This window comes from Bradyrhizobium stylosanthis, assembly GCF_001641335.1.
Taxonomy (GTDB): domain Bacteria; phylum Pseudomonadota; class Alphaproteobacteria; order Rhizobiales; family Xanthobacteraceae; genus Bradyrhizobium; species Bradyrhizobium stylosanthis.
In genome coordinates this window covers 310124-334335 of the sequence record NZ_LVEM01000004.1, presented here as the reverse complement: position 1 = coordinate 334335, position 24212 = coordinate 310124, and the positions used below count along the sequence as shown (strand labels likewise).

At 65.0% G+C, this 24212-nt stretch carries 23 protein-coding genes; 13 read left to right on the top strand and 10 right to left on the bottom strand.

Annotated elements, in window-relative coordinates:
• Positions 1-74 precede the first annotated feature (74 nt).
• Positions 75-536, bottom strand: coding sequence for an Lrp/AsnC family transcriptional regulator (locus A7X65_RS28035; protein WP_027546512.1), 462 nt, complete (start codon positions 534-536; stop codon positions 75-77).
• Between the two features lie 135 nt (positions 537-671).
• Here A7X65_RS28035 and A7X65_RS28030 point away from each other — a divergent pair, with 135 nt between their 5' ends.
• Together A7X65_RS28030 and A7X65_RS28025 are read left to right on the top strand one after the other, a co-directional pair.
• Positions 672-3035, top strand: coding sequence for a transketolase (locus tag A7X65_RS28030; RefSeq protein WP_063691366.1), 2364 nt, complete (start codon positions 672-674; stop codon positions 3033-3035).
• 325 nt (positions 3036-3360) lie between these two features.
• Positions 3361-4791, top strand: a complete 1431-nt coding sequence (locus A7X65_RS28025; protein ID WP_063691364.1) for an aldehyde dehydrogenase family protein — start codon at positions 3361-3363, stop codon at positions 4789-4791.
• A gap of 267 nt (positions 4792-5058) precedes the next feature.
• Here A7X65_RS28025 and A7X65_RS28020 read toward each other — a convergent pair whose 3' ends face one another.
• Positions 5059-6036, bottom strand: a complete 978-nt coding sequence (locus A7X65_RS28020) for an SMP-30/gluconolactonase/LRE family protein (RefSeq protein ID WP_063691362.1) — start codon at positions 6034-6036, stop codon at positions 5059-5061.
• An 89-nt stretch (positions 6037-6125) separates the two neighbouring features.
• On the opposite strand from A7X65_RS28020, the gene A7X65_RS28015 reads away from it, so the two are divergent.
• Positions 6126-6950 carry an NAD-dependent epimerase/dehydratase family protein gene (locus A7X65_RS28015; RefSeq protein WP_063691360.1) on the top strand — a complete coding sequence of 275 codons (825 nt, stop codon included), beginning with the start codon at positions 6126-6128 and terminating at the stop codon, positions 6948-6950.
• Positions 6951-7014: 64 nt separating this feature from the next.
• On the opposite strand, the gene A7X65_RS28010 is transcribed toward A7X65_RS28015, so the two are convergent.
• Positions 7015-7845 carry a potassium channel family protein gene (locus tag A7X65_RS28010; protein WP_082885086.1) on the bottom strand — a complete coding sequence of 277 codons (831 nt, stop codon included), beginning with the start codon at positions 7843-7845 and terminating at the stop codon, positions 7015-7017.
• Between the two features lie 31 nt (positions 7846-7876).
• The gene (locus tag A7X65_RS28005) at positions 7877-8782 is read right to left on the bottom strand and encodes a transglutaminase family protein (protein WP_063691358.1); all 906 of its coding nucleotides are present in this window, start codon (positions 8780-8782) and stop codon (positions 7877-7879) included.
• 135 nt (positions 8783-8917) lie between these two features.
• Here A7X65_RS28005 and A7X65_RS28000 point away from each other — a divergent pair, with 135 nt between their 5' ends.
• Positions 8918-9178, top strand: a complete 261-nt coding sequence (locus A7X65_RS28000; protein WP_063691356.1) for a GlsB/YeaQ/YmgE family stress response membrane protein — start codon at positions 8918-8920, stop codon at positions 9176-9178.
• A gap of 63 nt (positions 9179-9241) precedes the next feature.
• Here A7X65_RS28000 and A7X65_RS27995 read toward each other — a convergent pair whose 3' ends face one another.
• Complete coding sequence (locus A7X65_RS27995) at positions 9242-10219, bottom strand: LysR family transcriptional regulator (RefSeq protein ID WP_063691354.1); 978 nt, start codon at positions 10217-10219, stop codon at positions 9242-9244.
• A gap of 215 nt (positions 10220-10434) precedes the next feature.
• Here A7X65_RS27995 and A7X65_RS27990 point away from each other — a divergent pair, with 215 nt between their 5' ends.
• The 4 genes from A7X65_RS27990 to A7X65_RS27975 all read left to right on the top strand — a co-directional run bounded on the left by A7X65_RS27990 (position 10435) and on the right by A7X65_RS27975 (position 13451).
• The gene (locus A7X65_RS27990; RefSeq protein WP_063691352.1) at positions 10435-11655 is read left to right on the top strand and encodes an ABC transporter substrate-binding protein; all 1221 of its coding nucleotides are present in this window, start codon (positions 10435-10437) and stop codon (positions 11653-11655) included.
• Positions 11631-12359 carry a nitroreductase gene (locus A7X65_RS27985; protein ID WP_063691351.1) on the top strand — a complete coding sequence of 243 codons (729 nt, stop codon included), beginning with the start codon at positions 11631-11633 and terminating at the stop codon, positions 12357-12359. The genes A7X65_RS27990 and A7X65_RS27985 overlap by 25 nt, the downstream gene beginning before the upstream one ends.
• 24 nt (positions 12360-12383) lie before the next feature.
• Positions 12384-12926: a 4-hydroxylaminobenzoate lyase gene (locus A7X65_RS27980; protein WP_063692545.1), complete on the top strand. Its 543-nt coding sequence runs from the start codon at positions 12384-12386 to the stop codon at positions 12924-12926.
• 111 nt (positions 12927-13037) lie between these two features.
• Complete coding sequence (locus A7X65_RS27975; RefSeq protein WP_063691350.1) at positions 13038-13451, top strand: hypothetical protein; 414 nt, start codon at positions 13038-13040, stop codon at positions 13449-13451.
• A 164-nt stretch (positions 13452-13615) separates the two neighbouring features.
• On the opposite strand, the gene A7X65_RS27970 is transcribed toward A7X65_RS27975, so the two are convergent.
• Complete coding sequence (locus A7X65_RS27970) at positions 13616-14296, bottom strand: GntR family transcriptional regulator (RefSeq protein ID WP_063691349.1); 681 nt, start codon at positions 14294-14296, stop codon at positions 13616-13618.
• 172 nt (positions 14297-14468) lie between these two features.
• Between A7X65_RS27970 and A7X65_RS27965 the strand changes: the two genes are divergently transcribed.
• From A7X65_RS27965 to A7X65_RS27950, 4 genes are all read left to right on the top strand, one after another.
• Positions 14469-16181 (top strand): IlvD/Edd family dehydratase, encoded by a 1713-nt coding sequence (locus A7X65_RS27965; RefSeq protein WP_063692543.1) that lies wholly within the window; start codon positions 14469-14471, stop codon positions 16179-16181.
• Between the two features lie 57 nt (positions 16182-16238).
• On the top strand, positions 16239-17234 hold the full coding sequence (locus A7X65_RS27960; RefSeq protein WP_063691348.1) for a TRAP transporter substrate-binding protein: 996 nt from the start codon (positions 16239-16241) through the stop codon (positions 17232-17234).
• Between the two features lie 189 nt (positions 17235-17423).
• Positions 17424-18002 (top strand): TRAP transporter small permease, encoded by a 579-nt coding sequence (locus tag A7X65_RS27955; protein WP_063691346.1) that lies wholly within the window; start codon positions 17424-17426, stop codon positions 18000-18002.
• Entirely contained in the window at positions 17999-19339 is a 1341-nt protein-coding gene (locus tag A7X65_RS27950) for a TRAP transporter large permease (RefSeq protein WP_063691345.1), read from the top strand. Before A7X65_RS27955 ends, A7X65_RS27950 begins: the two co-directional genes overlap by 4 nt.
• 5 nt (positions 19340-19344) lie before the next feature.
• Here A7X65_RS27950 and A7X65_RS27945 read toward each other — a convergent pair whose 3' ends face one another.
• Together A7X65_RS27945 and A7X65_RS27940 are read right to left on the bottom strand one after the other, a co-directional pair.
• Positions 19345-19917, bottom strand: a complete 573-nt coding sequence (locus A7X65_RS27945) for a histidine phosphatase family protein (RefSeq protein WP_063691343.1) — start codon at positions 19915-19917, stop codon at positions 19345-19347.
• Complete coding sequence (locus A7X65_RS27940; protein WP_063691341.1) at positions 19914-20708, bottom strand: enoyl-CoA hydratase/isomerase family protein; 795 nt, start codon at positions 20706-20708, stop codon at positions 19914-19916. Before A7X65_RS27940 ends, A7X65_RS27945 begins: the two co-directional genes overlap by 4 nt.
• A gap of 291 nt (positions 20709-20999) precedes the next feature.
• Here A7X65_RS27940 and A7X65_RS27935 point away from each other — a divergent pair, with 291 nt between their 5' ends.
• Complete coding sequence (locus tag A7X65_RS27935) at positions 21000-22220, top strand: NAD(P)/FAD-dependent oxidoreductase (RefSeq protein ID WP_063692541.1); 1221 nt, start codon at positions 21000-21002, stop codon at positions 22218-22220.
• On the opposite strand, the gene A7X65_RS27930 is transcribed toward A7X65_RS27935, so the two are convergent.
• Positions 22217-23149 (bottom strand): ribokinase, encoded by a 933-nt coding sequence (locus A7X65_RS27930; RefSeq protein WP_063691339.1) that lies wholly within the window; start codon positions 23147-23149, stop codon positions 22217-22219. The genes A7X65_RS27935 and A7X65_RS27930 overlap by 4 nt on opposite strands.
• Entirely contained in the window at positions 23150-24043 is an 894-nt protein-coding gene (locus A7X65_RS27925; RefSeq protein WP_063691337.1) for a sugar kinase, read from the bottom strand. It abuts the gene before it with no gap.
• Positions 24044-24212 lie beyond the last annotated feature (169 nt).

The window sequence follows — 24212 nt, the reverse complement described above, 5'->3', positions numbered from 1 at the left end:
CGGGGTTTATTGCGCCCATGTGACACCGGCGGCCGCCCGGGCCGAGGTGGCTCAAAATGGCCCAGGACGGCCGGTCAGACCGGCAACGCGATCGAATACTTCACCTGGCTCAGCGCAAAGCTGGACTCGATCGAGGCGATGCCGTCGAGCCGGGTCAGCTTGGTCTTGAGGAAGGTCTCGTAGGAGGCGAGGTCGGCGGCGACGACGCGCAGGAGATAGTCGCGGTTGCCGGTCATCAGATAGCACTCCAGCACCTCGTCCCATTTCGAGATGGCGCGGGCGAAGCGGTTGAGGTCCTCTTCCTTCTGCCGCGCCAGCTTGATCGAGATGAAGACGCTGACATGCAGTCCCAGCGCCTTCTGGTCGACGGTCGCGATATAGCGCGAGATGACGCCGCGCTCCTCAAGCAGCTTGACCCGGCGATGGCAGGGCGACACCGAGAGCCCGACCTTGTCGGCGAGCTCCTGCATGGTCAGGCGGCTGTCGTTCTGGAGGTAGCTGAGGATCTTGCGGTCGATGGCGTCGAGCTCGGGCATTGGGATGGAACCTGCATCAGGAGGCATTTGATTGGGAAATTATCCCAATATTGGCAGGTATGGTGCGAAAAATTGAGAAGTTTGGCGCTTCCGGCAGGCGTATCATCGGCACACCTGTTTTCCGGGAGCATTGCCATGCCCGTTGATTCCGCCCGTCTGGACACGTTGACCGCACTGGCCCGCAAGGCACTCTGGCTGTCGTCATGGACCATCCATCACGCCAACCACGTCCGCCCCAATGCGGATGGCCTCAAGGTCGGCGGCCACCAGGCCTCCTCAGCCTCGCTCGCGACCATCATGTCGGCGCTGTATTTCAGCGTGCTGCGCCCTGAGGACCGCGTCGCGGTGAAGCCGCATGCGAGCCCGGTGTTTCACGCCATTCAATATCTGTTCGGCCGGCAGAGCCGCGAGAAGCTGGAGAATTTCCGCGGCTTCAAGGGCGCGCAGTCCTATCCCTCGCGCACCAAGGACGTCGACGACGTCGACTTCTCCACCGGCTCGGTCGGTCTCGGTGTCGCGCAGACGCTGTTCGCCTCGCTGGTGCAGGACTACGTCAAGGCGCATGGCTGGATGAAGGATCGCCGCGAGGGGCGGATGATCGCGCTGGTCGGCGACGCCGAGATGGACGAGGGCAATATCTTCGAGGCGCTGGCCGAGGGCTGGAAGCACGGCCTGCGCAACACCTGGTGGGTGGTGGACTATAACCGCCAGTCGCTCGATGCCGTCGTGCGCGAAGGGCTCTGGGAAAAGTTCGAGACCATGTTCCGCAATTTCGGCTGGGACGTCGTCATCGTGAAATACGGCCGCTTGATGCGCGAGGCCTTTGCCGAGCCCGGCGGCGAGGCGCTGAAGCGCTGGATCGACAATTGCCCGAACGCGCTCTACGCCGCGCTGTGCTTCCAGGGCGGCGCCGCCTTCCGCAAGCATCTGCATGACGAGATCGGCGACCAGGGGCCGATCACGAAACTGATCGACAAGCGCAGCGACGAGGAGCTGCTGGCGCTGATGTCGAACCTCGGCGGCCACGACATGGCGAGCATGCTGGAGGCGTTCGAATCCATCGATCACGATCGCCCGGTCTGCTTCATCGCCTACACCATCAAGGGCGTCGGCCTGCCGTTCCAGGGCCACAAGGACAACCATGCCGGTCTGATGACGGTCGCGCAGATGGAGAAATATCGCGACAGCCAGAACATCCGTCCCGGCCATGAGTGGGACAAGTACGAGGGCCTGACGCAGGACGCGGCCGAGCTCGACGCGTTCCTTGCGCGCGTGCCGTTCAACAAGGATGGACGCAGGCTGACGGCTCCGGCGGTCGAAGTCCCGCAGCAGCTCGCCTTCAAGCCGTCGCCGCAGATGTCCACGCAACAAGGCTTTGGCCTCGTGCTGAACGAGATCGCGCGCGGCGACAGCGAACTCGCCCAGCGCATCGTCACGACCTCGCCCGACGTCACCGTTTCGACCAATCTCGGTCCCTGGGTGAACCGGCGCGGCCTGTTCGCGCGCGGCGAGAAGGCCGACTTATTCCGCAGCGAGAAAATTCCGTCCACCTTCAACTGGGACTTCTCGCCCAAGGGCCAGCATCTCGAGCTCGGCATTGCCGAGATGAACCTGTTCATCATGCTCTCGGCGCTCGGCCTGTCGCACCAGATCAACGGCGCGCGGCTCTTGCCGGTCGGCACGCTCTACGATCCCTTCATCGAGCGCGGCCTCGATGCGCTGAACTATGCCTGCTACCAGGATGCGCGCTTCATGGTCGCGGCGACGCCATCGGGCATCACGCTCGCGCCCGAGGGTGGCGCTCACCAGTCGATCGCGACGCCGCTGATCGGCATGGCGCAGGACGGGCTCGCCTCGTTCGAGCCGGCCTTCGTCGACGAGCTCGCCGTGATCATGGGCTGGGGTTTCGAGCACATGCAGCGCGATCCCGGCGAGGGCGGCTCGGTTTACTTGCGGCTTTCGACGCGCAGCATCGAGCAGGCGCAGCGGATCATGACGCCGGAACTGCAGCAGGGCATCACCGACGGCGCCTACTGGCTGCGTAAGCCCGGCCCCAATGCCGAGGTCGTGATCGCCTATACCGGCGCGGTCGCGCCCGAGGCAATCGAGGCCACCGGCTTCATCGGCGAGAGCCGGCGCGATATCGGCCTGCTCGCGATCACCTCGGCGGATCGCCTGCATGCGGGCTGGACTGCCGCGCGAAAATTGCGGCGGGACCGGCGCGGCGTGCAGCATCTCAGCCGCATCGAAAGGCTGCTCGCGCCGCTGCCGCGCGACTGCGGCATCGTGACCGTGATCGACGGCCATCCCTCCGCGCTCGGCTGGCTCGGCAGTGTCCGCGGCCATCGCGTCGAGGCGCTCGGCGTCGAGCAGTTCGGCCAGACCGGCAGCATCGCGGACCTTTATCGGCACTACGGCATCGACGCCAACGCCATCATCGATGCGGCCGAAAGTCTCACCACCGGCGCACCGGTGCTGCACCGGAAGATGGCGGTGTAGTCGGGGTAACCGGCCGCATGGGCCCCGGCTCAGCAGCGCATCACTCCGGACGATGCTCCGCATCGCCGGGGAAGTGCTGCGCTGCTTCCGGGGCACGAGAGTGTCTACACGTGTTCTAATTTCGTGTCGCGGGCGCACTGCTGCGCGAAGTGCCGCGGTGCTGAACCGGGACCCATGGCCGCGCTTGCCTCGGTCTGAACCAAGTCCCATATTCCGCGCGTCCGCCGCAACGCTGGCCCCGCATATGGCGGGTTCAATTGCTGGCGCTTTCGTGCAAGGATGCCTGCCGAAACGCCCCCTCCAAGCCCCCAAGAAGAGGTTAACGATGGTCAATCGCATGCAATTCTACATCGACGGCGCCTGGGTCGATCCCGCCGTCAAGAAGTCCACCGCCGTGGTCAATCCCGCGACGGAAGAGGCGATGTACGAGGTTGCGCTCGGCTCCAAGGCCGATGTGGACAAGGCCGTTGCCGCCGCCAAGCGCGCCTTCGCAACGTTCTCCCAGACCAGCCGCGAGGAGCGCGTCGCGCTGCTCTCGAAAATCATTGAGATCTACAAGGGCCGCCTCAAGGAGATCGGCGCCGCCGTCTCCGACGAGATGGGCGCCCCGTTGCCGATGGCGGAGAAGCTGCAGGCCGGCGCCGGCCTCGGCCATCTCATGACCACGCTCGACGTGCTCAAGAACTATCATTTCGAGGAGCCGGTCGGCACCGCCATGGTGCTGCGCGAGCCGGTCGGCGTGGTCGGCATGATCACGCCCTGGAACTGGCCGCTCAACCAGATCGCCTGCAAGGTCGCGCCTGCACTCGCGGCCGGCTGCACCATGATCCTGAAGCCCAGCGAGTTCACCCCGACCTCGGCGCTGATCTTCGCCGAGATCCTGCATGAAGCAGGCGTGCCGAAGGGCGTGTTCAACCTCGTCAACGGCCTCGGCCCCGAGGTCGGCGCCGCCATGAGCGAGCATCCTGACATCGACATGATCTCCTTCACCGGCTCGACCCGCGCCGGCATCGATGTTGCCAAGCGCGCTGCGCCGACGGTGAAGCGCGTCAGCCAGGAGCTCGGCGGCAAGTCGCCGAACGTGATCCTCGAAGGCGCCGACCTCACGAAGGCGGTGACCGGCGGCGTGATGCACATGTTCAACAACTCCGGCCAGTCCTGCAACGCGCCCTCGCGCATGATCGTGCCGGCCTCCAAGATGAAGGAAGTCGCCGCGATCGCGAAGGCCGTCGCCGACAAGACCAAGGCCGGCGATCCGCGCGGCGAAGGCACCACCATCGGTCCGGTCGTCAACCGCGGCCAGTGGGACAAGATCCAGGCGCTGATCAAGAAGGGCATCGACGAGGGCGCAACCCTCGTCGCCGGCGGCCCGGGCCTGCCCGAGGGCGTCAACAAGGGCTTCTATGTCCGTCCGACCATCTTCGCCGACGTCACCCCCGAGATGACCATCGCGCGCGAAGAGATCTTTGGACCGGTGCTGACCATCCTCGGCGCCAAGGACGAAGCCGAGGCGGTGCACATCGCCAACGATACGCCGTACGGTCTTGCGGGCTACGTCTCGGGTCCGTCGGTCGAGGACGCCAAGCGCGTCGGCCGCCAGATCCGCGCCGGCAACGTCAACCTCCAGGGCGTACCCAACGACCGCACCGCGCCGTTCGGCGGCTACAAGCAGTCCGGCAACGGCCGCGAGTGGGGCAAGTACGGCCTCGAGGACTTCCTCGAAGTGAAGGCGGTCGCCGGCTTCAACGCGGCGTAAGTTTTAGCGCGTGAACAAAATGACGCCGGAGCGGGCAACCGCTCCGGCGTTTTTCGTTTCGTCATTGCGAGGAGCGAAGCGACGAAGCAATCCAGAGTGCGCCCGCAGCGGCGGCCTGGATTGCTTCGCTACGCTCGCAATGACGGAAGACGGTGCCGTAGGGTGGGCAAGGGCGCGAAGCGACGTGCCCACGAATTTGCGCGACGATTAAGAGATGGTGGGCACGCTTCGCTTTGCCCACCCTACGGGACCGTCGGTGTGGCGCGCCTATCCCCCCACCGCGCCCTGCGTGTTCACATACAGCGCGTAGATCGACTGGCTCGCCGCCATGAACAGGCGGTTGCGCTGGACGCCGCCGAAGCAGACGTTGGCACACCGTTCGGGCAATGCGATGCGGCCGATCATGACGCCGTCGGGCGCGAACACCACGACGCCGTCGAGTTCGGGATCGCCCATGCCCCAGCCGCACCAGAGATTGCCGTCGATGTCGCAGCGCATGCCATCAGGCGTGCCCGGACCCGCATCGATGTGGACGCGCTTGTTGGAGATCGTGGTGCCCTCAGGCGAGACGTCATAGGCCAGGATCTTGCGGTTCGGCACGCCGCGGGATTCCACGACATACAAGATCTTCTCGTCCGGCGAGAAGCACAGCCCGTTCGGCCCGAGCACGCCCTCCGCGACGATGGTCGCCTTGCCCGTCGCCGGATCGAGCCGGTACACGTTCGGATCGATCTCGCTCTCGGCCTTGTAGCCCTCGTAATTGCCGAGCAGGCCGAAGGTCGGATCAGTGAACCAGATCGAGCCGTCCGATTTAACAACGACATCGTTCGGCGAGTTCAACCGCTTGCCGTTGAATTGATCCATCAGCACCGTGATGCTGCCGTCATATTCGGTGCGGGTCACGCGGCGCCCGCCATGCTCGCAGGTGACGAGCCGGCCCTGGCGGTCGCGCGTATTGCCGTTGGCGAAATTGGAGGGTTTGCGGAACACCGAGACCGCGCCGGTTTCCTCTTCCCATTTGAGGATGCGCTGGTTGGGAATGTCGCTGCACAGCAAATAACGCCCGTCGCCGACCCACACCGGCCCCTCGGCCCAGCGCAGCCCGGTCGCGATCCGCTCCACCGCCGAGAGCTTGAGCCAGTGTTTTTCGAAGCGGGGATCGAGCGCCTTGATCGCCGGATCGGGGTAGTAGCTCGCGGGCCGCCAGCCTGGCCGCTCCTGGGGGTGGGACGATGCCTCATTCATGTCGGTTCTCTCGTTTCGTTCCCTCTGGACATTCCTGCTATCATTAGAGACACGTGACCGCAAATTGGTCACCAACTTCGAGGGAAGACATGCCGCGTATTCTGATGACGGGAGCTTCGGGCGGAATCGGCACGAGCCTGCGAAAACTGCTGCCGCCGATCTATCCGGATCTCCTGCTGTCCGACATCAAGCCGCCGGCCGATCTCGGCGCCAACGAGCAGTTCAGGGCGGCCGACCTTGCCGATCTCGCGCAGTGCGAGGCGATCTGCGAGGGCGTCGACGGCATCATCCATTTCGGCGGCTATTCGGTCGAAGGCACCTGGGACCAGATCCTGCAGGCCAACATCATCGGCGGCTACAATCTGTTCGAGGCAGCGTACCGCAAGGGCGTCAAGCGCGTGGTGTTCGCCTCGTCGAACCACGCCGTCGGCTTCTATCCGCGCCACCACAAGATCGGCACCGACGTCACCCCGCGCCCCGACGGCCGCTACGGCGTCAGCAAGGTGTTCGGCGAGGCGGTCGGCGCGCTCTACGCCGACAAGCACGGCATGAAGGTCACGTGCCTGCGCATCGGCAATTTCGGCGACATGCCGCTCGACCAGCGCCGGCTTTCGATCTGGCTCAAGCCCGACGACCTCGTGCAGCTCTGCCGCATCGGGCTCGAGCATCCCGACATCCATTTCGAGGTGTTCTACGGCGCCTCGCTCAACGAGCGCGCCTGGTGGGACAACCACCGCGCCTACGAATTCGGCTATCGCCCGACGGGGCGCGCCGAGGATTTCCGCGAGCACGCGATGGCCGAGCAGGCCAAGCTGAAGCCCGATCCGGTCGGCGATTATTTCCAGGGCGGCACGTTCTGCAGCATGGAGTTCGACGCCGACCCGAGCCGCATCATCGACTGGAAGAAGCGGTAGCGCACTCGCCTCTCGCCTCCCGCCTCGCTTGCGAGGCGGGAGGCCTGCGGCGGCACGTGCCAGCCTAATCCGCGCCTTCGTCGGGAATGTTGAGTACGGTCCCGCAGGCCTTGCAATGCACCGCGTCCACGTCGTGGCGTTGCAGGCCGCAGACCGGGCAGGGAAAGCGCACCTTGGAAGGCGCGAGCAATGCCTTGGCGAGATTCAGGAACAGCGTCACGCCGAAGATCATGATGACGACGGTGATCAGGCGCCCGACGGTGCCGGGCAGCGTGATGTCGCCGAATCCGGTCGTGGTCAACGCGGTGACCGTGAAATAGAGCGCGTCGGCATAGTTGGCGATCTGCTGGTTGTGCGACTTCTGCGTCTCGTAGACCACGCCCGTCATCACGAAGACGAACACGCCGAGATTGGCAACGGCAAAGACGACCTCCTCGTTGCGCCGGAAGAAGTCGCTGTCGACCCGCAGGCGCGCCACCATCTGGTAGTCGCGCAAGAGCCGCAGGGTTCGAAACGCGCGCAGGAATCCGCCGGCTTCTCCGGCGAGCGGCGCGAGGAACGAGACGATGACGACGATGTCGGTCCAGGTCGAGAGCCGCGCGAGGTCGCGCAGCGGTTGGCGGCTGATGATCATCCGAGCGGAGAAATCCGCAAGGATCAGGATGCCGAACACGACATCGAGCGTCTCGACGACCTTGGTGCGCGGCAGGAACGACGTCGCGATGATGAACAGCACCGTGACGATGTCGAGCACCAGCAGGGCGTAGCGGAATCGGATGCAGCCGAACGTGTCGCCTTCGTAGAGCTGCCGGAGCCTGCCCTTCAGGACCTCGAACGGCGTGGTGACGGCGTCCACCAGCCCATGTCCCCTCTTGCTGTCGTGATCGAACACCATGGCCAGCGGCCGCCGCGCATCTGCCGGCAGCCTATCCCTCCGAAGGATCGAGCATTTCGCCGAGCTTGTTGACGGCGACATTGATTGACATGCCGAGATAATCGCCAGCATCGCCGAACCAGGAGCCCTCCAGCGGCACGGCCTGACCCGGATGCCTCGCAATGGCCACCGGGATGAGATCGAAGCCGGCGCTCAGGCTGTTGGTCGGATCGTAGTCGAGCCATCCGGCGCCGGGCAGGAACACCTGCACCCATGCATGCGTTGCGCCGGAGCCGGTCATGCCCACCGCGCCGCCGTCGAGCGCCGCGTCATAGAGATAGCCGCTGACGAAACGCGCGGCAAAGCCAAGCCGGCGCAACGTCTCGATCATCAGCCAGGCAAAGTCGCGGCAGGTCCCTGATCTCGCGCGCAGCGTTTCGCCCGGCGACTGGGTGCCTTGCGCCTCTCGCCCGCGATAGTCGAAGTCGCGGCGAAACGCGGCCAGCATCCGGCGCAGCAGGTCGGCGGTCCGGTCCTGATCGCCGGCGACGAAGCTCTTGGTCCAGGCCGCATGCGTGCCGTCCGCGTCCTCGGCATGTGGGCGCAGGTAGCCGGCAAGGTCGGTCCACTCGTCCGGCGTATACTGCACCGGCACTTCCTCGGCCCGGGGCTCCAGCGGAAACGCCTCCAGACCCTTGATGCCGAAATAGACGCCGCGCACCTTGAAGGTGAATGTCAGCTCGCTGCCGGGTTCGCTGAAATCCATCACCGTGACGGCATTGGAGCGGGAATCGGTGATCCAGAGCACCTTTGAAGGCAGGCTGGTGTGAGCCGACCAGCGCAGCAGCCGGGTCGAGGCGCCGCGCTGCGGCAGGAACATGGCGCGATGCGTGCCGAACGTCACCGGCTTTGCATAGCGGTAGGTGGTGGTGTGCGTGATCTCGCCGATGATCGCCATGCATCGAGCTTTCGGTCTGGCCGCTTCCGCCCATTGATCTAGATCAACGTTGCCCCCGGGTATCATCCGGATCTTCAAGCGATCGCGCGGTCGGTCTCGCATCGATGCGCATCCCGGCCGAATGGAGCGGTGGACATGGGCATCCTGTGGACGATCATCATCGGATTTGTCGTTGGGCTGATCGCGAAATTCATCATGCCCGGCGACAATGAGCCCAGGGGATTCATCCTGACCACGGTCCTCGGGATCGTCGGTGCATTCGTCGCGACCTGGCTCGGTCAGGCCGTGGGATGGTACCGGTTCGGAGAGGGGGCCGGATTCATCGGAAGCGTGGTCGGTGCCATCATCCTCCTCTTTCTCTACGGCCTCGTCGTCGGTCGTCAGGGGCGCGCTTGAGCGATCCAGCCATCGAGGCGAACGACGGCGAGCGCCACGATTCCTGATGTGATCCGTGCGCGCCTACATTCCGCGCCTGAGGTTCTCGGCCGCGCGTCTCAGGACGTCATGCAGCCATTCGTGCGCCGGCTCGCCGTCGACGCGCTCATGCCATAGCAGCCGTACCTCAAGCGGGGTCGCGGCATAGGGCAGCTCATAGGTCGCGATCGGGTAGTTCTGCGCCAGTGCCTTCGCGAGCGGGCGCGGGACGATGGCCGCCAGCTCGGTGTCCTGAAGCAGTCCGGGGACGGCGAGAAAATGCGGCAACGTCACCGCCATTCGCGGCGGCCGGTCGCTCTCGGCGAGGGCTCGCTCGAGCGCGTCGCGGTCGTACATCTCCGAGCGCCGCGCCAGGCCGCGCTCGGAAATGAAGCCGCCGATCGCGCCCTCCTGCTCGCCGCCGAAGGAGACCACCACCAGCGGCAGCCCCGCCAGCATCGCCTTGTCCAGCCGGCCGAGCTTGCGCTTCTTGCTGGCGATCAGCACGTCGTCATATTCGAACAGCAGCGAGGTACGGAAGCGGCTGGGCGGGAGCGAGAACACGCCGATCGCAACGTCGATGCGGCCGAGGTCGATCTGCTCGGCCAGGTCGATCCGCGTCACCGGCTTGATGGTCAGGTCGATGTGCGGCGCCTCGCGCCCGAGGATCTGCAGGAGTTGCGACGCCAGCACCATCGTGGCGAAATCGTTGGCCGCGAGCGTGAACTGCCTCGTTGACGTTGCCGAAACGAAGGTCGGCAGCTCCACCGCCGCCTCGAGCACGCGCAGCGCCTCGCGCACCTGCGGGGCCATCGTCAATGCCCGCGCCGTCGGTTGCATGCCCGCGGCCGTGCGCACGAACAATTCGTCCTCCAGCATCTCCCGCAGCCGGGCGAGCGAATGGCTGACGGCGGACTGGCTGAGCGCGACTTTCTGGCTGGCGCGCAGGACGCTCCTTTCCTCCATGACGGCGTCGAACACCTTGAGCAGGTTCAGGTCCAACGTCTTGAATGAAACCGACACGGTGAGGATCCCGTTGATGGCTGACGGCGCGGCCGCGATGGCGACCAGTTAAGGTCAGGCACGTCCGGGATGCAACCGGCGCAGACGACCGAACCGCGCCTCGAGCGGCCCGCCGGGCAAACTGAAGGGCGTTCAGGATCAACCTGCAAGAGTTTCACTTCCGCAAAAAACCGATCCCGGCATTATCCGGTCGCGGTGTTCGGAGGAGGTGAACCATGAGGTCGACCACGACGACAGGTACCGGCAAGGCGGCCATCGCGACGCTGCTGTCGCTGATGCTCGCGAGCACAGCGATGGCCGAGGAGGGGCCGGTCAAGCTCGGGGTGCTGACCGACATGTCCTCGCTCTATGCCGACAACGGCGGGCAGGGGTCGGTGGTCGCGGCGCAAATGGCTGTTGACGACTTCAAGGGCAAGGTTTTGGGGCGCCCCATCCAGATCGTTGCCGGCGACCACCAGAACAAGGCCGACGTGGGATCGGTGATCGCACGGCGCTGGATCGAGAACGAAGCTGTCGAGGTCATTCTCGACGTTCCCAATTCGGCCGTCGCGCTCGCCGTCCAGGGCATTACCCGCGACAAGAAGAAGCTGTTTCTCGCCACCGGCGCCGCCACCTCGCGCCTCACGGGCGACGAGTGCTCGCCCACCGGCATTCACTGGACCTACGATACCTACGCCCTGTCGCAGGGCACGACGAAGGCGATCAGCCGGCTTGGCGCCAAGAGCTGGTTCTTTCTCTCCGCCGACTATTCGCTTGGCACGCAGCTCGAGGCCGACAGCCGCAAGGTGATCGATGCGACCGGCGGCAAGGTCAAGGGTGCCGTCAAGCATCCGATCAACACGCCGGATTTCTCCTCCTTCCTGCTGCAGGCGCAGTCTTCGAAGGCGGATGTGATCGCGCTGGCGAACGCCGGTGGTGACTTCATCAATGCCGTCAAGCAGGCCGGCGAATTCGGGATCACGCGCGAGCAGAAGCTTGCCGGTCTCATCGTCTTCATCGCGGACATCCACAGTCTCGGGCTGCAGAATGCACAAGGTCTGATGCTCAGCTCGGCATTCTACTGGGACATGAACGAGGAGACTCGCGCATGGTCGGCTCGCTTCATCGAGAAGACCCGGAAGGTCCCCACCATGATCCATGCGGGCACCTATGGTGCGGTGATGCACTATCTCAGGGCGGTCGAGGCGGCCGGCACGCTGGATGGACCGACCGTCGCCGCCAAGATGCGCGACATGCCCGTGAACGATTTCATGACGAAGAACGGCCGTATCCGCCAGGACGGCAGGTTGATCCGCGACATGTATCTGTTCCGGGTCAAGTCGCCGCAGCAATCGAAATACAGGTTCGACTATTACGAGCTGCTCGCGACCATTCCCGGAGACGAAGCCTTCAAGCCGATGGAGGAGGGAGGATGTCCGCTCCTGAAGCAGCCGTGATGGCAATCGGGGAAGCGTGCGTCGCCGCGCCGAACCCGATCGACGAGATCCTGACCAGCCGGTTCGCATGCCGCGCGTTCTGCGACGCCCCGGTTGCCCGTCAAACGATCGAAGAGATCCTCCGTGTCGCGCGATACGCGCCAAGCGGTGCGAACATCCAGCCGTGGCACGTCTACGTGCTGACCGGCGAGATCAGGCGCAGCGTCTCGGCGGCGCTGCTGGAGGCGCACGAGACCTCTCGCGACGCCCACGTCTCTGAGTACAAATACTACGCCAGCGATTTGCCTGATCGTTATCTCAGGCGGCGGCAGGAGTTCGGCCGGCTGTTCTATGGCTCGCTCGGGATTCATCAAGCCGATGCCGAGGGCAGGAGCAGGCAGACCGCGAAGAACTACTCGTTCTTCGGCGCGCCCGTGGGATTGATCGTGACCATCGACCGGCGTCTCGAAGTCGGAAGCTGGCTCGACCTCGGGATGTTCGTGCAGAACGTCATGCTCGCGGCGGCGGGCCGCGGGCTGCAGTCCTGTCCGCAGGAAACGTTCGCGAAGTATCACCGGATCCTGCGTCCGCTGCTGTCGATTCCGGCGGAGCAGATCGTGGTGTGCGGCATCTCCGTCGGCAAGGCCAGGGTTCAGAGCCAGGACAGATTGATGCCGCGGGCCGATATCGACGAGTTCGCGACGTTCCTTGGTTTCGAAGATTGAAGTTTGATCGAAGAGGAGATCACCATGGCAAGCCGGGAAGACCTGATTCAGCGCAGCATTCCGTTTCTCCGGGAGGTCAAGGACATGACCCCCGGCGCCGAGATGGAGCGTTGGCTCAACAAGACATATGGCGAGGACAGCGCGCTCTATCAGGACCTCGCCCGCCTCATCAAGATCGGCGTCGAGGAAGGATGGGCGGCAAACCAGGAGGTGGAAGGTCCGAACTACCGGCGCAGCCGCATCCTGGATCCGGTTGCCGAGACGTTCCAGTTCAGCATCACGGCCGTGTACATGAACAGTGCCGATCCGCGCCGCTTCAAGGACGAGGACGACCACGACGTGTTGCGGGGGCAATATCACGGCCATCCCTATGGCGAGCTCAACCTCGTGGTGCCCCTGAACAAGGGTGCGGAGTTGAAGGGGTTGCAGGGGTGGCAGGGCGCCGGCTGGACCGCGCCTGATCCGGGCAGCAGGCACTATCCTGAAGTCAGGGGCGGCGCGGTCATCGCGCTGTTCTATCTGCCGGCCGGGCGCATCTCATACGATTTCAAGGCGCCGGCCGCATAATAACGCGGCCCGGGCTTTTGCGTCGCTCGTTGATCTGGATCAACGGCACGCCGCCCATGGCGGGGCTCTCGATGGCTTGACCGCAATTCGGCGGCAGCGAGAGCCCCGAGAATGAAAATCAAAATGTCTACTGTCGCGGTGCTCGCAATCCTCCTGCCGGGATTCGCGAGCGGTGCGACGCTCAGTGATGCCGAGGCGACATTTCTCGATCAGCTCGTCACCGCATCCGTGGTGCTGGAGCAGCGATGCGACGGTTACGAGGTCGACGGCAGCGGCGGCGTCCAGCTCGGCGCACGGCTGCTCGGCAGCCCCGAGGCCGCGATGGCCATGATCGATGCCTATGCCGCGGCCATCAAGGCCCGCGACGGCGAGAGCTACGATCCCGGCAAATTCCGTCCCGAGGTGTCCGACGCCGCCGGCAACACGTTCAGGCGCGTCCGGACGGACTTGATCAGAAACCCGAAAAGGGCCTGCGCCGACTATGGTGAGGCCGGCGTGGATAGCGGCTTGTTGAGGCGATATTGATAAGCACGCACTCTCAGCACGTCATTGCGAGCGCAGCGAAGCAATCCAGAATCTCTCCGCATAGGCAGTCTGGATTGCTTCGTCGCAAGAGCTCCTCGCAATGACGTGTTGGGGGAGCGCTGGTGCCAGTGAGCTTATCGCTCGCGGAAGCGAAGGAACGTTCGCTAGTTCTCACCGTCGCCGATCCTGCCCAGATAATCCTTCTTGCTGAACTGCATGTGATCCACGCACAGTTGCGCCAGCGCCCAGCTGTCGCGGCCCTTCAAGAGCTCGATCATCAGCTCGTGCTGGCGCCGCGATTGCGCGAGCCCCTGCGCATCGGCGAGGTTCTTCGCGCGCATCGGCAGCGTCAGGTTCATGTAGTCTTGCAGCGAGCGCACCAGATAGGGATTGCCGCAAGCCGAGAACAGCGCGAGGTGGAAGGCGTCGTTGGCTTCGTGAATGCCGCGCAGATCCTGCATATCGGCCTTCGCGCAATATTGCCGTTGCAAGGCGGTCAATTCGTCGATCAGGCCCTGCGGCGCGGGCAGGGGGATCATCAGCGCGGCCTGCCGCGTCAGCATCTCCCGGACCTCGTAGATCTGCCGGACCTCCTCGGAGGAATAGAACCGCACCGTGGCGCCGACGTTCTTCTCGCGGCGGACGATGCCGCGCCGCTCCGCATCCACCAGCGCCTGGCGCACGAAATGGCGCGAGGTGCCGTAGCGCGACATCAGCGCGTCCTCGGTCAGCCGCGCGCCCGGCGCGAGGCGGCCGAAGATGATGTCCTCCTCCAGCCGCGCGACCACGTCGTCCGGGTCGTCGCGGCGGACCGGCATGGCGTCTGCGGTGCGAATGTCGGACATGCCCTCGGTCTCCGGCTTTGGCCGGTCCGCTCTGTGGAGCAGGGAAGGGGCGGATTGTCAATAATTCGTGTCGCAAGCGGTGCTCGAAGCCAGAAAGTGCGACGATATGGACCAATCTTATTGACAATCGAGGGGCAGCCTGTACCACAATGGCAAGTGAAGGAGTGGCATGATGACGAGTGGTCTGCGCAAGGGTCTGACGAGCTATGGCGATGCCGGCTTCTCGCTGTTCCTGCGCAAGGCGTTCATCAAGGCCATGGGCTATTCCGACGATGCGCTGGAGCGCCCGATCGTCGGTATCACCAACACCTATAGCGACTACAATCCCTGCCACGGCAACGTTCCGCAGATCATCGAGGCTGCCAAGCGCGGCGTGATGCTGTCGGGTGCGATGCCGTTCGTGTTCCCGACCATCTCGATCGCCGAGAGCTTTGCGCATCCGACCTCAATGTATCTGCGCAATCTGATGGCGATGGACACCGAGGAGATGATCCGCGCCCAGCCGATGGATTCGGTGATCGTCATCGGCGGCTGCGACAAGACGCTGCCGGCGCAGGTTATGGCGGCGATCAGTGCCGACCTGCCGACCGTTGTCATTCCCGTCGGTCCCATGGTGGTCGGACATCACAAGGGCGAGGTGCTGGGCGCCTGCACCGATTGCCGCCGGCTCTGGGGCAAGTATCGCGCCGGCGAGATGGACGATGCCGAGATCGAGGCCGTGAACGGCCGCCTTGCGCCGTCGGTCGGCACCTGCATGGTGATGGGCACGGCCTCGACCATGGCCTGCATGATCGAAGCCATGGGCCTGTCGCTGCCGATGAGCGCGACGATCCCCGCGCCTCATGCCGAGCGTTTCCGTCTCGCCGAGGCCAGCGGCCGGGTTGCCGCCGAGATGGCCAAGACCAAGGGGCCGAAGCCGAGCGAACTGCTGACGCCCGCCTCGTTCAGGAACGCGCAGGTCGTGCTCCAGGCGATCGGCGGCTCGACCAACGGCCTGATCCATCTGACCGCGATGGCGCATCGCTCGCCGCACCGGCTCGATCTCGAGAAGTTCGACCAGATCGGCCGCGAGGTGCCGGTGCTGGTCGATCTCAAGCCGTCCGGCGAGCACTACATGGAGCACTTCCATCACGCCGGCGGCGTGCCGAAGCTGCTGGCGCAGCTCGGCGATCTCATTGATCTGGATGCGAAGACGATCTCGGGCCAGACGCTGCGCGACATCGCTGGGAATGCCGAGGACGTGCCCGGCCAGGACGCGATCCGCCCGCGCGACAATCCGATCAAGAAGGAAGGCGGCCTCGCCGTCCTGCACGGCAATCTCGCGCCGCGCGGCGCGGTGATCAAGCAGTCGGCCGCGAGCCCGAAGCTGCTGCAGCACACCGGGCGCGCCGTCGTGTTCGAATCCGTCGAGGACATGACGCTGCGGGTCGACGATCCCGAGCTCGACGTGAACTCCGACGACGTGCTGGTGCTGCGCAACGCCGGCCCGAAGGGCGCGCCCGGCATGCCGGAGGCGGGCTACCTGCCGATCCCGAAGAAGCTCGCGCGTGGCGGGACCAAGGACATGGTGCGCATTTCCGACGCGCGCATGAGCGGCACCGCGTTCGGCACCATCGTGCTTCACATCACGCCGGAATCCGCCGTCGGCGGGCCGCTGGCGCTGGTGCGGAACGGCGACATGATCCGCCTCGATGTTGCCAAGCGCAGCATCGAGCTGCTGGTCGATGCCGCCGAGCTGGAACGGCGGCGCGCGGCGCTGAAGCCGGCCGCCGCAACGCACGAGGCCAAGCGAGGTTATGCCTGGCTGTTCGACAAGACCATCTTGCAGGCCGACGAGGGCTGCGACTTCGACTTCATGCAGAGGACTGGACCTAAGACTGATTAGCGATGTGAATTGACGCTCAGACCGCACAAGCGGCGGGCGATAAAACAGGGGGAAACGATGATTGCACGATCCATGCGTGGGTTGGCGGCTGCGGCTGCCGTGCTGTTCGTCACGGGGGCCGGGGCACAGGAGGTGAAGCATTATCGCTTCGCCTACGACCAGCCGCGCAACACCGGCTATTCCATCGCGGGCGACCTCTTTGCCGAAAAGCTCAAGGAATTGAGCAAGGGCACCATGATCATCGACCAGTATCCGGGCGCACAGCTCGGGCAGGAGCCGCAAGTGCTCCAGCTCGTGAAGGCCGGAGACGTCGAATTCTCGATCATCTCCTCCGCCAATACCGCGACGATCTCCCCGCAGGCCGGCGTGATGTCGCTGCACTACCTGTTCCGCGACGAGAACCACGTGGTGAAGGGATTGGCCGATCCAAAAGTGTTCGAGGCGCTGAAGACCCTGATCGACGAGACCACGCAGGGCCTGCACGTGATCGCCACGGGATCGCAGGGCGTGCGCCACATGTACTCGAAGCGCGAAATCCGCAATGTCGGTGACGTCAAGGGCCTGAAGGTCCGCGTGCAAGCGACCGCGACCGAGGACACCATGTTCCCGGCCTACGGCGCCCAGACCGTGCACATGCCGTTCGGTAGCGTCTACACCAGCCTGCAGACCGGCGTCGTCGACGTCGCCGAGAACAGCATCAACGTCTATCTCGTCAACAAGCACTACGAGGTCGCGCCGGTCCTCAACATCACCGAGCACGAGGCCAACAACGCGCTGGTGTTCATCTCCGACAAGCTCTGGCAGAGCCTTTCGGCCGAGCAGAAGCAGTGGGTGATGACCGCGGCCAACGAGATCAGCACCAAGGAGCCGCAGAAGGCGTTCGACCTCGAGCGCACCGCGGCCGACAAGCTGAAGAAGATGGGCGTGAAGATCGTCGACAACGTCGACAAGAAGAGCTTCACGGCGATCGCCGATCCCTATCTCGACAAGCTCGCCAAGGATCTCGGTCCGCACGCCGAGAAGATCAAGAATTTGATTCGGTCGGTGAACTAGGGCGCTTGCGGCCATCCTTCGAGACGCCCGCCTATGGCGGGCCCTCAGGATGAGGTCTCGTTTTGCGGCGAGATTATAGACCCTCATGGTGAGGAGCCCGCAAAGCGGGCGTCTCGAACCATGCAGGCCGAGCACGATCGGCAGCTTCCCAGCTGTCACATCCGATAGCTTTGGGACGACGGGGGACAAATGGCCATCGCCGACAAACTGCTCGTGCAACGCCAGCGCCACCTGAAATGGCGCGGGCTCGACTGGCTCGAGCTCACCCTGATGATCCTTTGCGGCGTGCTCTGCTTCGGCTTCTCGCTGTCGGTGACCGCCGACATCGTCACACGCACCATCGGCCATCCCTGGCTATGGCTGCAGGAGGTCACCTCGACGCTGTTCATCTACGCGATCTTCGTCGGCACGGCGGCGGCGACGCGGCGCAACGACCACCTCTATCTCACCGCGATTTCCGAGGCGATGCACGGCACGTCGCGGCTGATCGTCGAGGTCATCATCCGCCTGGTCGTGCTCGGCGTCGCCTTCTGCCTGATTTGGTACGGCTACCAGAATTATCTTCGCGGCTTCGGCAGCTTCCGCCTGCCGTCGGGCACCCCGATTGCCTCGCTCTACGCCATCATCCCGCTCTCGGGCGCGCTGATCGGCCTGTTCACGATCGAGCAGCTCGTCAACGGCCTGCGCAACGGTTTTGACCATCCCGAACCGCCGGACGAGGATGCAACGCCCACCGTCACCGAAGCCCAGATGAGGGCGCAGCCGTGAGCGCACCTGTTGTCCTGGCGTTGATGTCGATCTGCTTCCTGTCGTTCGGCTATCTCGGCGTGCCCGTGCCGTTCTCGCTGATGGCCGGCGTCTTCATTGGCGCGATCCTCTCGGACGTCTCGCTTGCCGCAATCATCCAGAAGATCTTCGACGGCGTCGATTCCGAGGCGCTGCTGGCGATCCCGTTCTTCCTGCTGGTCGGCGAGCTCATGAGCTCGGCCAATGTGGTGGTGCGAATAGCCAATCTGTCGGTGTCGCTGGTCGGGCATATCAGGGGCGGGCTGTCGCAGGTCGTCGTCGTCTTCAGCATGTTCTTCTCGGAAATGTCCGGATCGACCACCGCAGACGTCGCGGTGATGAGCCGGGCGCTCGGCGGCCCGATGAAGCGCGAGGGCTACGAGCCCGCCTTCATCGCCGCGATCATCGCCTCCGCCTCGACCATTGCGGCCTTGGTGCCGCCGAGCATCACGGCGGTGGTCTATGGTGCTGTCGGCAACGTCTCGATCGCCGGCCTGTTCATGGCGGGTGTCGTGCCCGGCCTGATGATCGGCTTCGGCCTGATGATCTACTGCTATTTCTTCGGCCCGTCCGGCCTGCGCAAGCCGCGCGCGCCGCTCCGGCAGGTGGCGTTTGCCGCGGGCGATGCGGCCCTGCCGCTGATGATCCCGGTGATCTTGCTCGGCGGCATCCTGACCGGCTGGTTCACACCGACCGAGGCCGGCGTCGTTGCCGTGGTCTGGATCGTCCTGGTTGTGATCCCGGCGCTCAACCGCGGCCACATCAGGAAGATCCCGTACGATTTCTGCCTCGCCGGCCTGATCTTCTCGTTGCCGCTGATCACCATCGGCGCCGCCAATGCCTTCGGATGGATGCTGGCCTATTTGCGCGGCGCGACCTACATCGCCGAGTGGATCACCTCCATCGCCGGCAACGATCCGCACCTGATCATGCTGCTGATGGTGCTGCTGTTCACCGTGGTCGGCGACTTCATCGAGCCGGTGCCGACCATCATCATCTTCATGCCGCTGGTCAACGCGCTGACGGAAGCCGGCGACATCAATGCCGTGCACATGGGCGTGGTGCTGATCGCAACGCTCGCCTTCGGCCTGATCACGCCGCCTTACGGGCTGGTGCTGCTGATGGCCTCGAAATTCGTCGGCATTAGTTTCGCCAAGGCCTTACGCGCCGCATTGCCGATCTATGTGGTGTTCCTGGCGACGATCGCGTTCGCGATCTACTTCCCGAGCGTCGTGCTGTGGCTGCCGCGTCACGTGCTCCCGGAGTCGGTCGGCTGCTTCAAGTCGCCGGCGGGGACGGGCTATATCTGTCCGCAATAGCCGCCTTAAGTGACGACCTGTTCGATCCGCCATTGCGGATCGCCGCAGACATAGCGGAACGGCGTGCCGTGGCTGTTCTTGAAGTAGCTGCCTGTGAGCACGTTCGCCATGCCCTGCATCACCGCGTCGTGGCAGACGAACAGGATGTCGTCGCCGGGATAGCGCGCGAGCCAGCCTGACACGCTGCGCAGCGACCGTTCGGCCATGGCGTCCCAGCGCTCGCCGTCGGCCGGCAGGATCGAGACTAGGCCCGTCGCCGATGTGACGCCGTGCTTGATCATGAGATCTCGGACGGGCAGGCCCTCGAAGCTGCCGAAATCGAACTCGATGATGCCGTCGTCGATGCTGAGCGGCGCCGAGATTGAATCCGCGATGATCTCGGCCGTTCGCGCCGCGCGCACCAGCGGGCTGGCGACGATGCGGCTGATGCCGGCATCGCGCAACATGTTTGCTGCCTCGTGTGCCTGGCGCAGGCCGTCCTCGTTCAGCGGATTGTCGGTGCGGCCCTGGAACAGGCCCTTGCGATTCCAGTCCGTCGCGCCGTGACGAAGACCGTAGAAACTGCGCGCGGGTGTCACTTCGACTTGCTCGTGAACTTCTTCACGGCGGTGCGGAACGCCTCCGTGTTCATCGCCATGATGATCTTGTGTTCCTCGGCATCGAGCTGCTGCTTCACCGGCGTCGTCGCGGCCGCATAGACCAGCGATTTGGTGCCGGCGATGGCCGCGGGCGGGTTCTGCGCCAGCCGTTCCGCAAGCTGTCGCGTCGCGGCCTTCAGCTCGGTGGCGGGAACGGTCTTGGCGACGAGGCCCCATTCGTAGGCCTGCAGCGCGGTAAAATTGTCCTCGGCGAGAAAGATCTGCAGCGCGCGGCGGGAGCCGACCGTACCGACGATGCCGACCGTCGAGCCGCCGTCGGGCGACACCCCGATCTTGGCGTAAGCGGGGGTGAACTTGGCGTCGTCGGCGGCGATGCAGAGGTCGGTGACGAAGGCGAGGCCCATGCCGGCGCCGGCGGCCGAGCCGTGCACGCTCGACAGCGAGATCTTCGGCATCCGCCTGACGATCTCGATGAAGGCGTGATAGTGCTTGAGCAGCTCGCCGACGACAGGCGTCACCGTGTTTGCCTCGGCCGCAGCTCCGATCGTCTGCAGATCGCCGCCGGCCGAGAAGGCGCGGCCTTCGCCCTCGATCACCAAAACCCTGATCGCGTCGTCGCCCTCGATATACGCCGCGAGCTGCTCGAGCTTCTGCGCGATGGCAAGGTTGATCGAGTTGAAGGCGGCGGGGCGATTGAGCGTGATGGTTGCAATCGCGCCGTCGATCCGCAGCAGCGCGGGATCGTCGGGCCGTGAGACGGGAGCTGGCATTTGGAATATCCCCGGCAAGAGGTTGGTTGCTGCAACTAAATCGCAGAAGGCGAGGGGTGACAATCCCTGGGCACCAGTCCCCCGGGCGCCAGTCCCCTGGGCGTCAGTCCCCCGGGCGCCGTCGCGTGCCCCGCCGACGGCTCTTGCGCCGGACGGAGCGATCGGCTCAAATGGGGCTGCCTTCGTTTAGGGACGGACACGAGCGCCGGCTCCTCCTGGGCAAGCCAAGCCAAACTCAGTGAGAGGAGACGACATGGGTCACGCTCGTGTCTTGCGGAAATGGGCTGTCCGATGACGAATGGTCCAGTGGTCATCGTCGGTGCCGGCCATGGCGGCTACCAGGTCGCGGCATCCCTGCGTCAGGCGGGATTTGCCGAACCCATCAGCCTGATCAATGACGAGGCGCATCTGCCCTATCAGCGGCCGCCGCTGTCCAAGGCCTACATCAAGGGTTCCGCCGGGCCCGAGAGCCTGATGTTCCGCCCCGAAAAATTCTACCAGGACCAGAAGATCGAGCTGATCGCGGGGCGCGCGGTGTCGATCGATCGCGTGGGGCACAAGGTGCTTCTCGCCTCGGGCGCGACGCTGCCTTACGGCCATCTCGTGCTGGCGACGGGCGCGCGCAACCGGCTGCTCGACCTGCCCAACGCCAATTTGCCCGACGTGAGATATTTGCGCATCCTCGACGACAGCGAGGCGCTGCGCCAGATCATGCCGTCGAAAAAGCGCGCCGTGATCATCGGCGCCGGCTTCATCGGCCTCGAATTTGCCGCCACCGCGCGGATCAAGGGGCTCGAGGTCGACGTGCTCGAGCTCGCCCCGCGCGTGATGGCGCGCGCGGTGACGGCGGAGGTCTCCGAGTATTTCCAGGAGCGGCATCGCGAGGCCGGCATCCGCATCCATCTCGGCGTGCAGGCCACGTCCATCGAGGCGGAGGGCGGCAAGGTCACCGGCGTGTCCTTGAGCGACGGCCGGCATCTGCCCGCCGATCTCGTCGTGGTCGGCGTCGGCGTGCTGCCGAACATCGAGCTCGCGGCCGACGCCGGGCTACCGGTCGCGGCCGGCATCATTGTCGACGAATATCTCTCCACGGTCGATCCCGATATTTCCGCGATCGGCGACTGCGCGCTGTTCGCAAGCCCGCGCTTCGGCAGCTCGCTGCGGCTCGAATCGGTGCAGAACGCCACCGACCACGCCCGCTGCCTCGCCGCGCGCCTGACCGGCGACAGGAAGCCCTACGACAGTCATCCCTGGTTCTGGAGCGACCAGGGCGACGACAAGCTCCAGATCGCCGGCCTCACCACCGGCTACGACCGCGTCGTGCTGCGCGGCAGCCCTGCGAAGAAGGCGTTCTCGGCGTTCTGCTATCACGGCGACAGGCTGCTCGGCATCGAATCGATCAACCGCGCCGGCGATCACATGTTCGGCCGCCGGTTGCAGGCGATGGACCGCTCGATCTCGCCGGAGCAGGCCGCGGACGAGAGTTTTGATCTGAAGAGCGCGCTGGCTTAGCTCGAGCTGAGCCGCTCCGCGCGAAGCGCCGCCGAGACTTCAGCAATCGTCGGCATCGACGGGGCGGCGCCCATTCGTTGCACGCTGACCGATGCGGCGACATTGGCGTAGCCCAGCGCGCTCTCGATCGGCTGACCGTCGGCGAGCAGTGCCGCGACTGCGCCGACAAAGCAATCACCCGCGCCGGTGGTGTCAACAGGGGTTACATTGCGGCCTTGGATCGACACAAATCGGTCGCCGACCAGTGCAATTACACCGCGCTTACCCAGCGTGACGCAGATGATCTGAGCACGGTTCACCTGGATATGCCTCGCTGCATCGGCAATGCGCTCATAGGGATCGTTGTCCGTAAGCTCGGCGTCGGCCAGCAAACCCAGCTCGGTCTCGTTGAGCACGAGGACATCCACGAGCGCGAGCAGCTCGCGCGACATCTTCTGCGCCGGCGCCGGGTTAAGCACGGTCGTGGCTCCTGCCTCACGCGCCCGCGCAAAGAACGCGGCAATGGTCGGCAGCGGGATCTCGAATTGGCTCACGGCGACATCGCCCTTCACCAGCGGCACGTCCGCGACGTCATCCGCGCTGACCAGACCGTTGCTGCCGGGAATGACGACGATGGTGTTGTCGGCCTCCGCGACCGTGATGATGGCGGTGCCGGTGTGCGCCTCCGGCGTCTCGCGCACCGAGTCGAGATCCACGCCCTGCGCACCGAGGAACTTCCGCAGCTCTGCGCCGAACGCATCCTTCCCCAGCCGGCCGATCAGCGTGGTCGGCGCTTCGAGCCGCGCCGCCGCGACCGCCTGGTTGGCGCCCTTGCCGCCGGGGAAATACAGCACCTGCTTGCCAGCGACTGTCTCGCCGACGCGCGGGTGGCGGTCGGCCGTCGCCACCACATCCATGTTGATGCTGCCGGCGACGAAGACGCGCCCCATCTAGACCCTGACCTCGAACTCGTGCCTGACCTTGGCGATGTCGACGAGCGTCGGCAGGCCGGCCTCGTTGCCGAGACGCTGGATCTTGTAGGTCGAGGCAGCGCGCGCGAAATCGAAATGCTCGCGCCAGCTTTTGCCGGGATGGGCCAGATAGGAATAGACATAGGCGCCGTGGAACACGTCGCCGGCGCCGTTGGTGTCGATCACCCGCTCGCGCGGGATCGGCATCGCCGGCATGACTTCGACTGCGCCGGTTTCGTTGTACCAGAGCAGGCCCTTCTCACCCATGGTGACGCCGCCGATCTTGCAGCCGCGGCCCTTGAGGTAGTCGAGCATCTTCTCCGGCGTCAGGTCCATCTGCTCGCAGAGACGTTCGGCGACAATCGCCACGTCGATGAACTCCAGCAGCTCATGCGTGTTGGTGCGCAGGCCGCCGCCGTCGAGCGAGGTCAGGATGCCGGCCTCGCGGCACACCTTGGCATAGTGGATCGCGGCATCCGGCTGGTGGCCGTCGACATGCAGCGCGCGGCAGCCGCCGAGATTGAGCATCGGGAAGGGGTGGATGTGCTCGTCGTCGCGGCAGCGGACGATGGCGCGCTTGCCGTCCTTGGGCATGATGAAGGACAGCGAGGACTGGTTCACCTTCCGCCCGTGCAGCGAGATCGCGTATTTTGCGCACATGTCCTGGAACATGCGCCCGAGCCAGTCATTGGCCGCGGTCGCGATCAGGTCGGGCACGATGCCGAGCTTGGCGCAGCAGAACGCCGCCGTCACTGCATTGCCGCCGAAGGACACCGCGTAGTCGGAGGCCACGTGCTTCTCGTCGCCGGTCGGCATGTGGTCGGTGATGAAGACGACGTCGATGTAAGTCTGTCCGATAAAGAGAGCCTGCATTGCCTATCCGTGATGCGCTGGGTGGTCCCGACCGGCGGACTTACTCTAACACCGGTTCCGTGTCTGGGCCGCTGAAATTATTCGCAAAACCGCCCCTGGGCGCTTGAGGTCGGCATGTGGCCGGAATACGACCATGTCGGGCCGATGCCAAGCCCGGGCAAACGCCGAC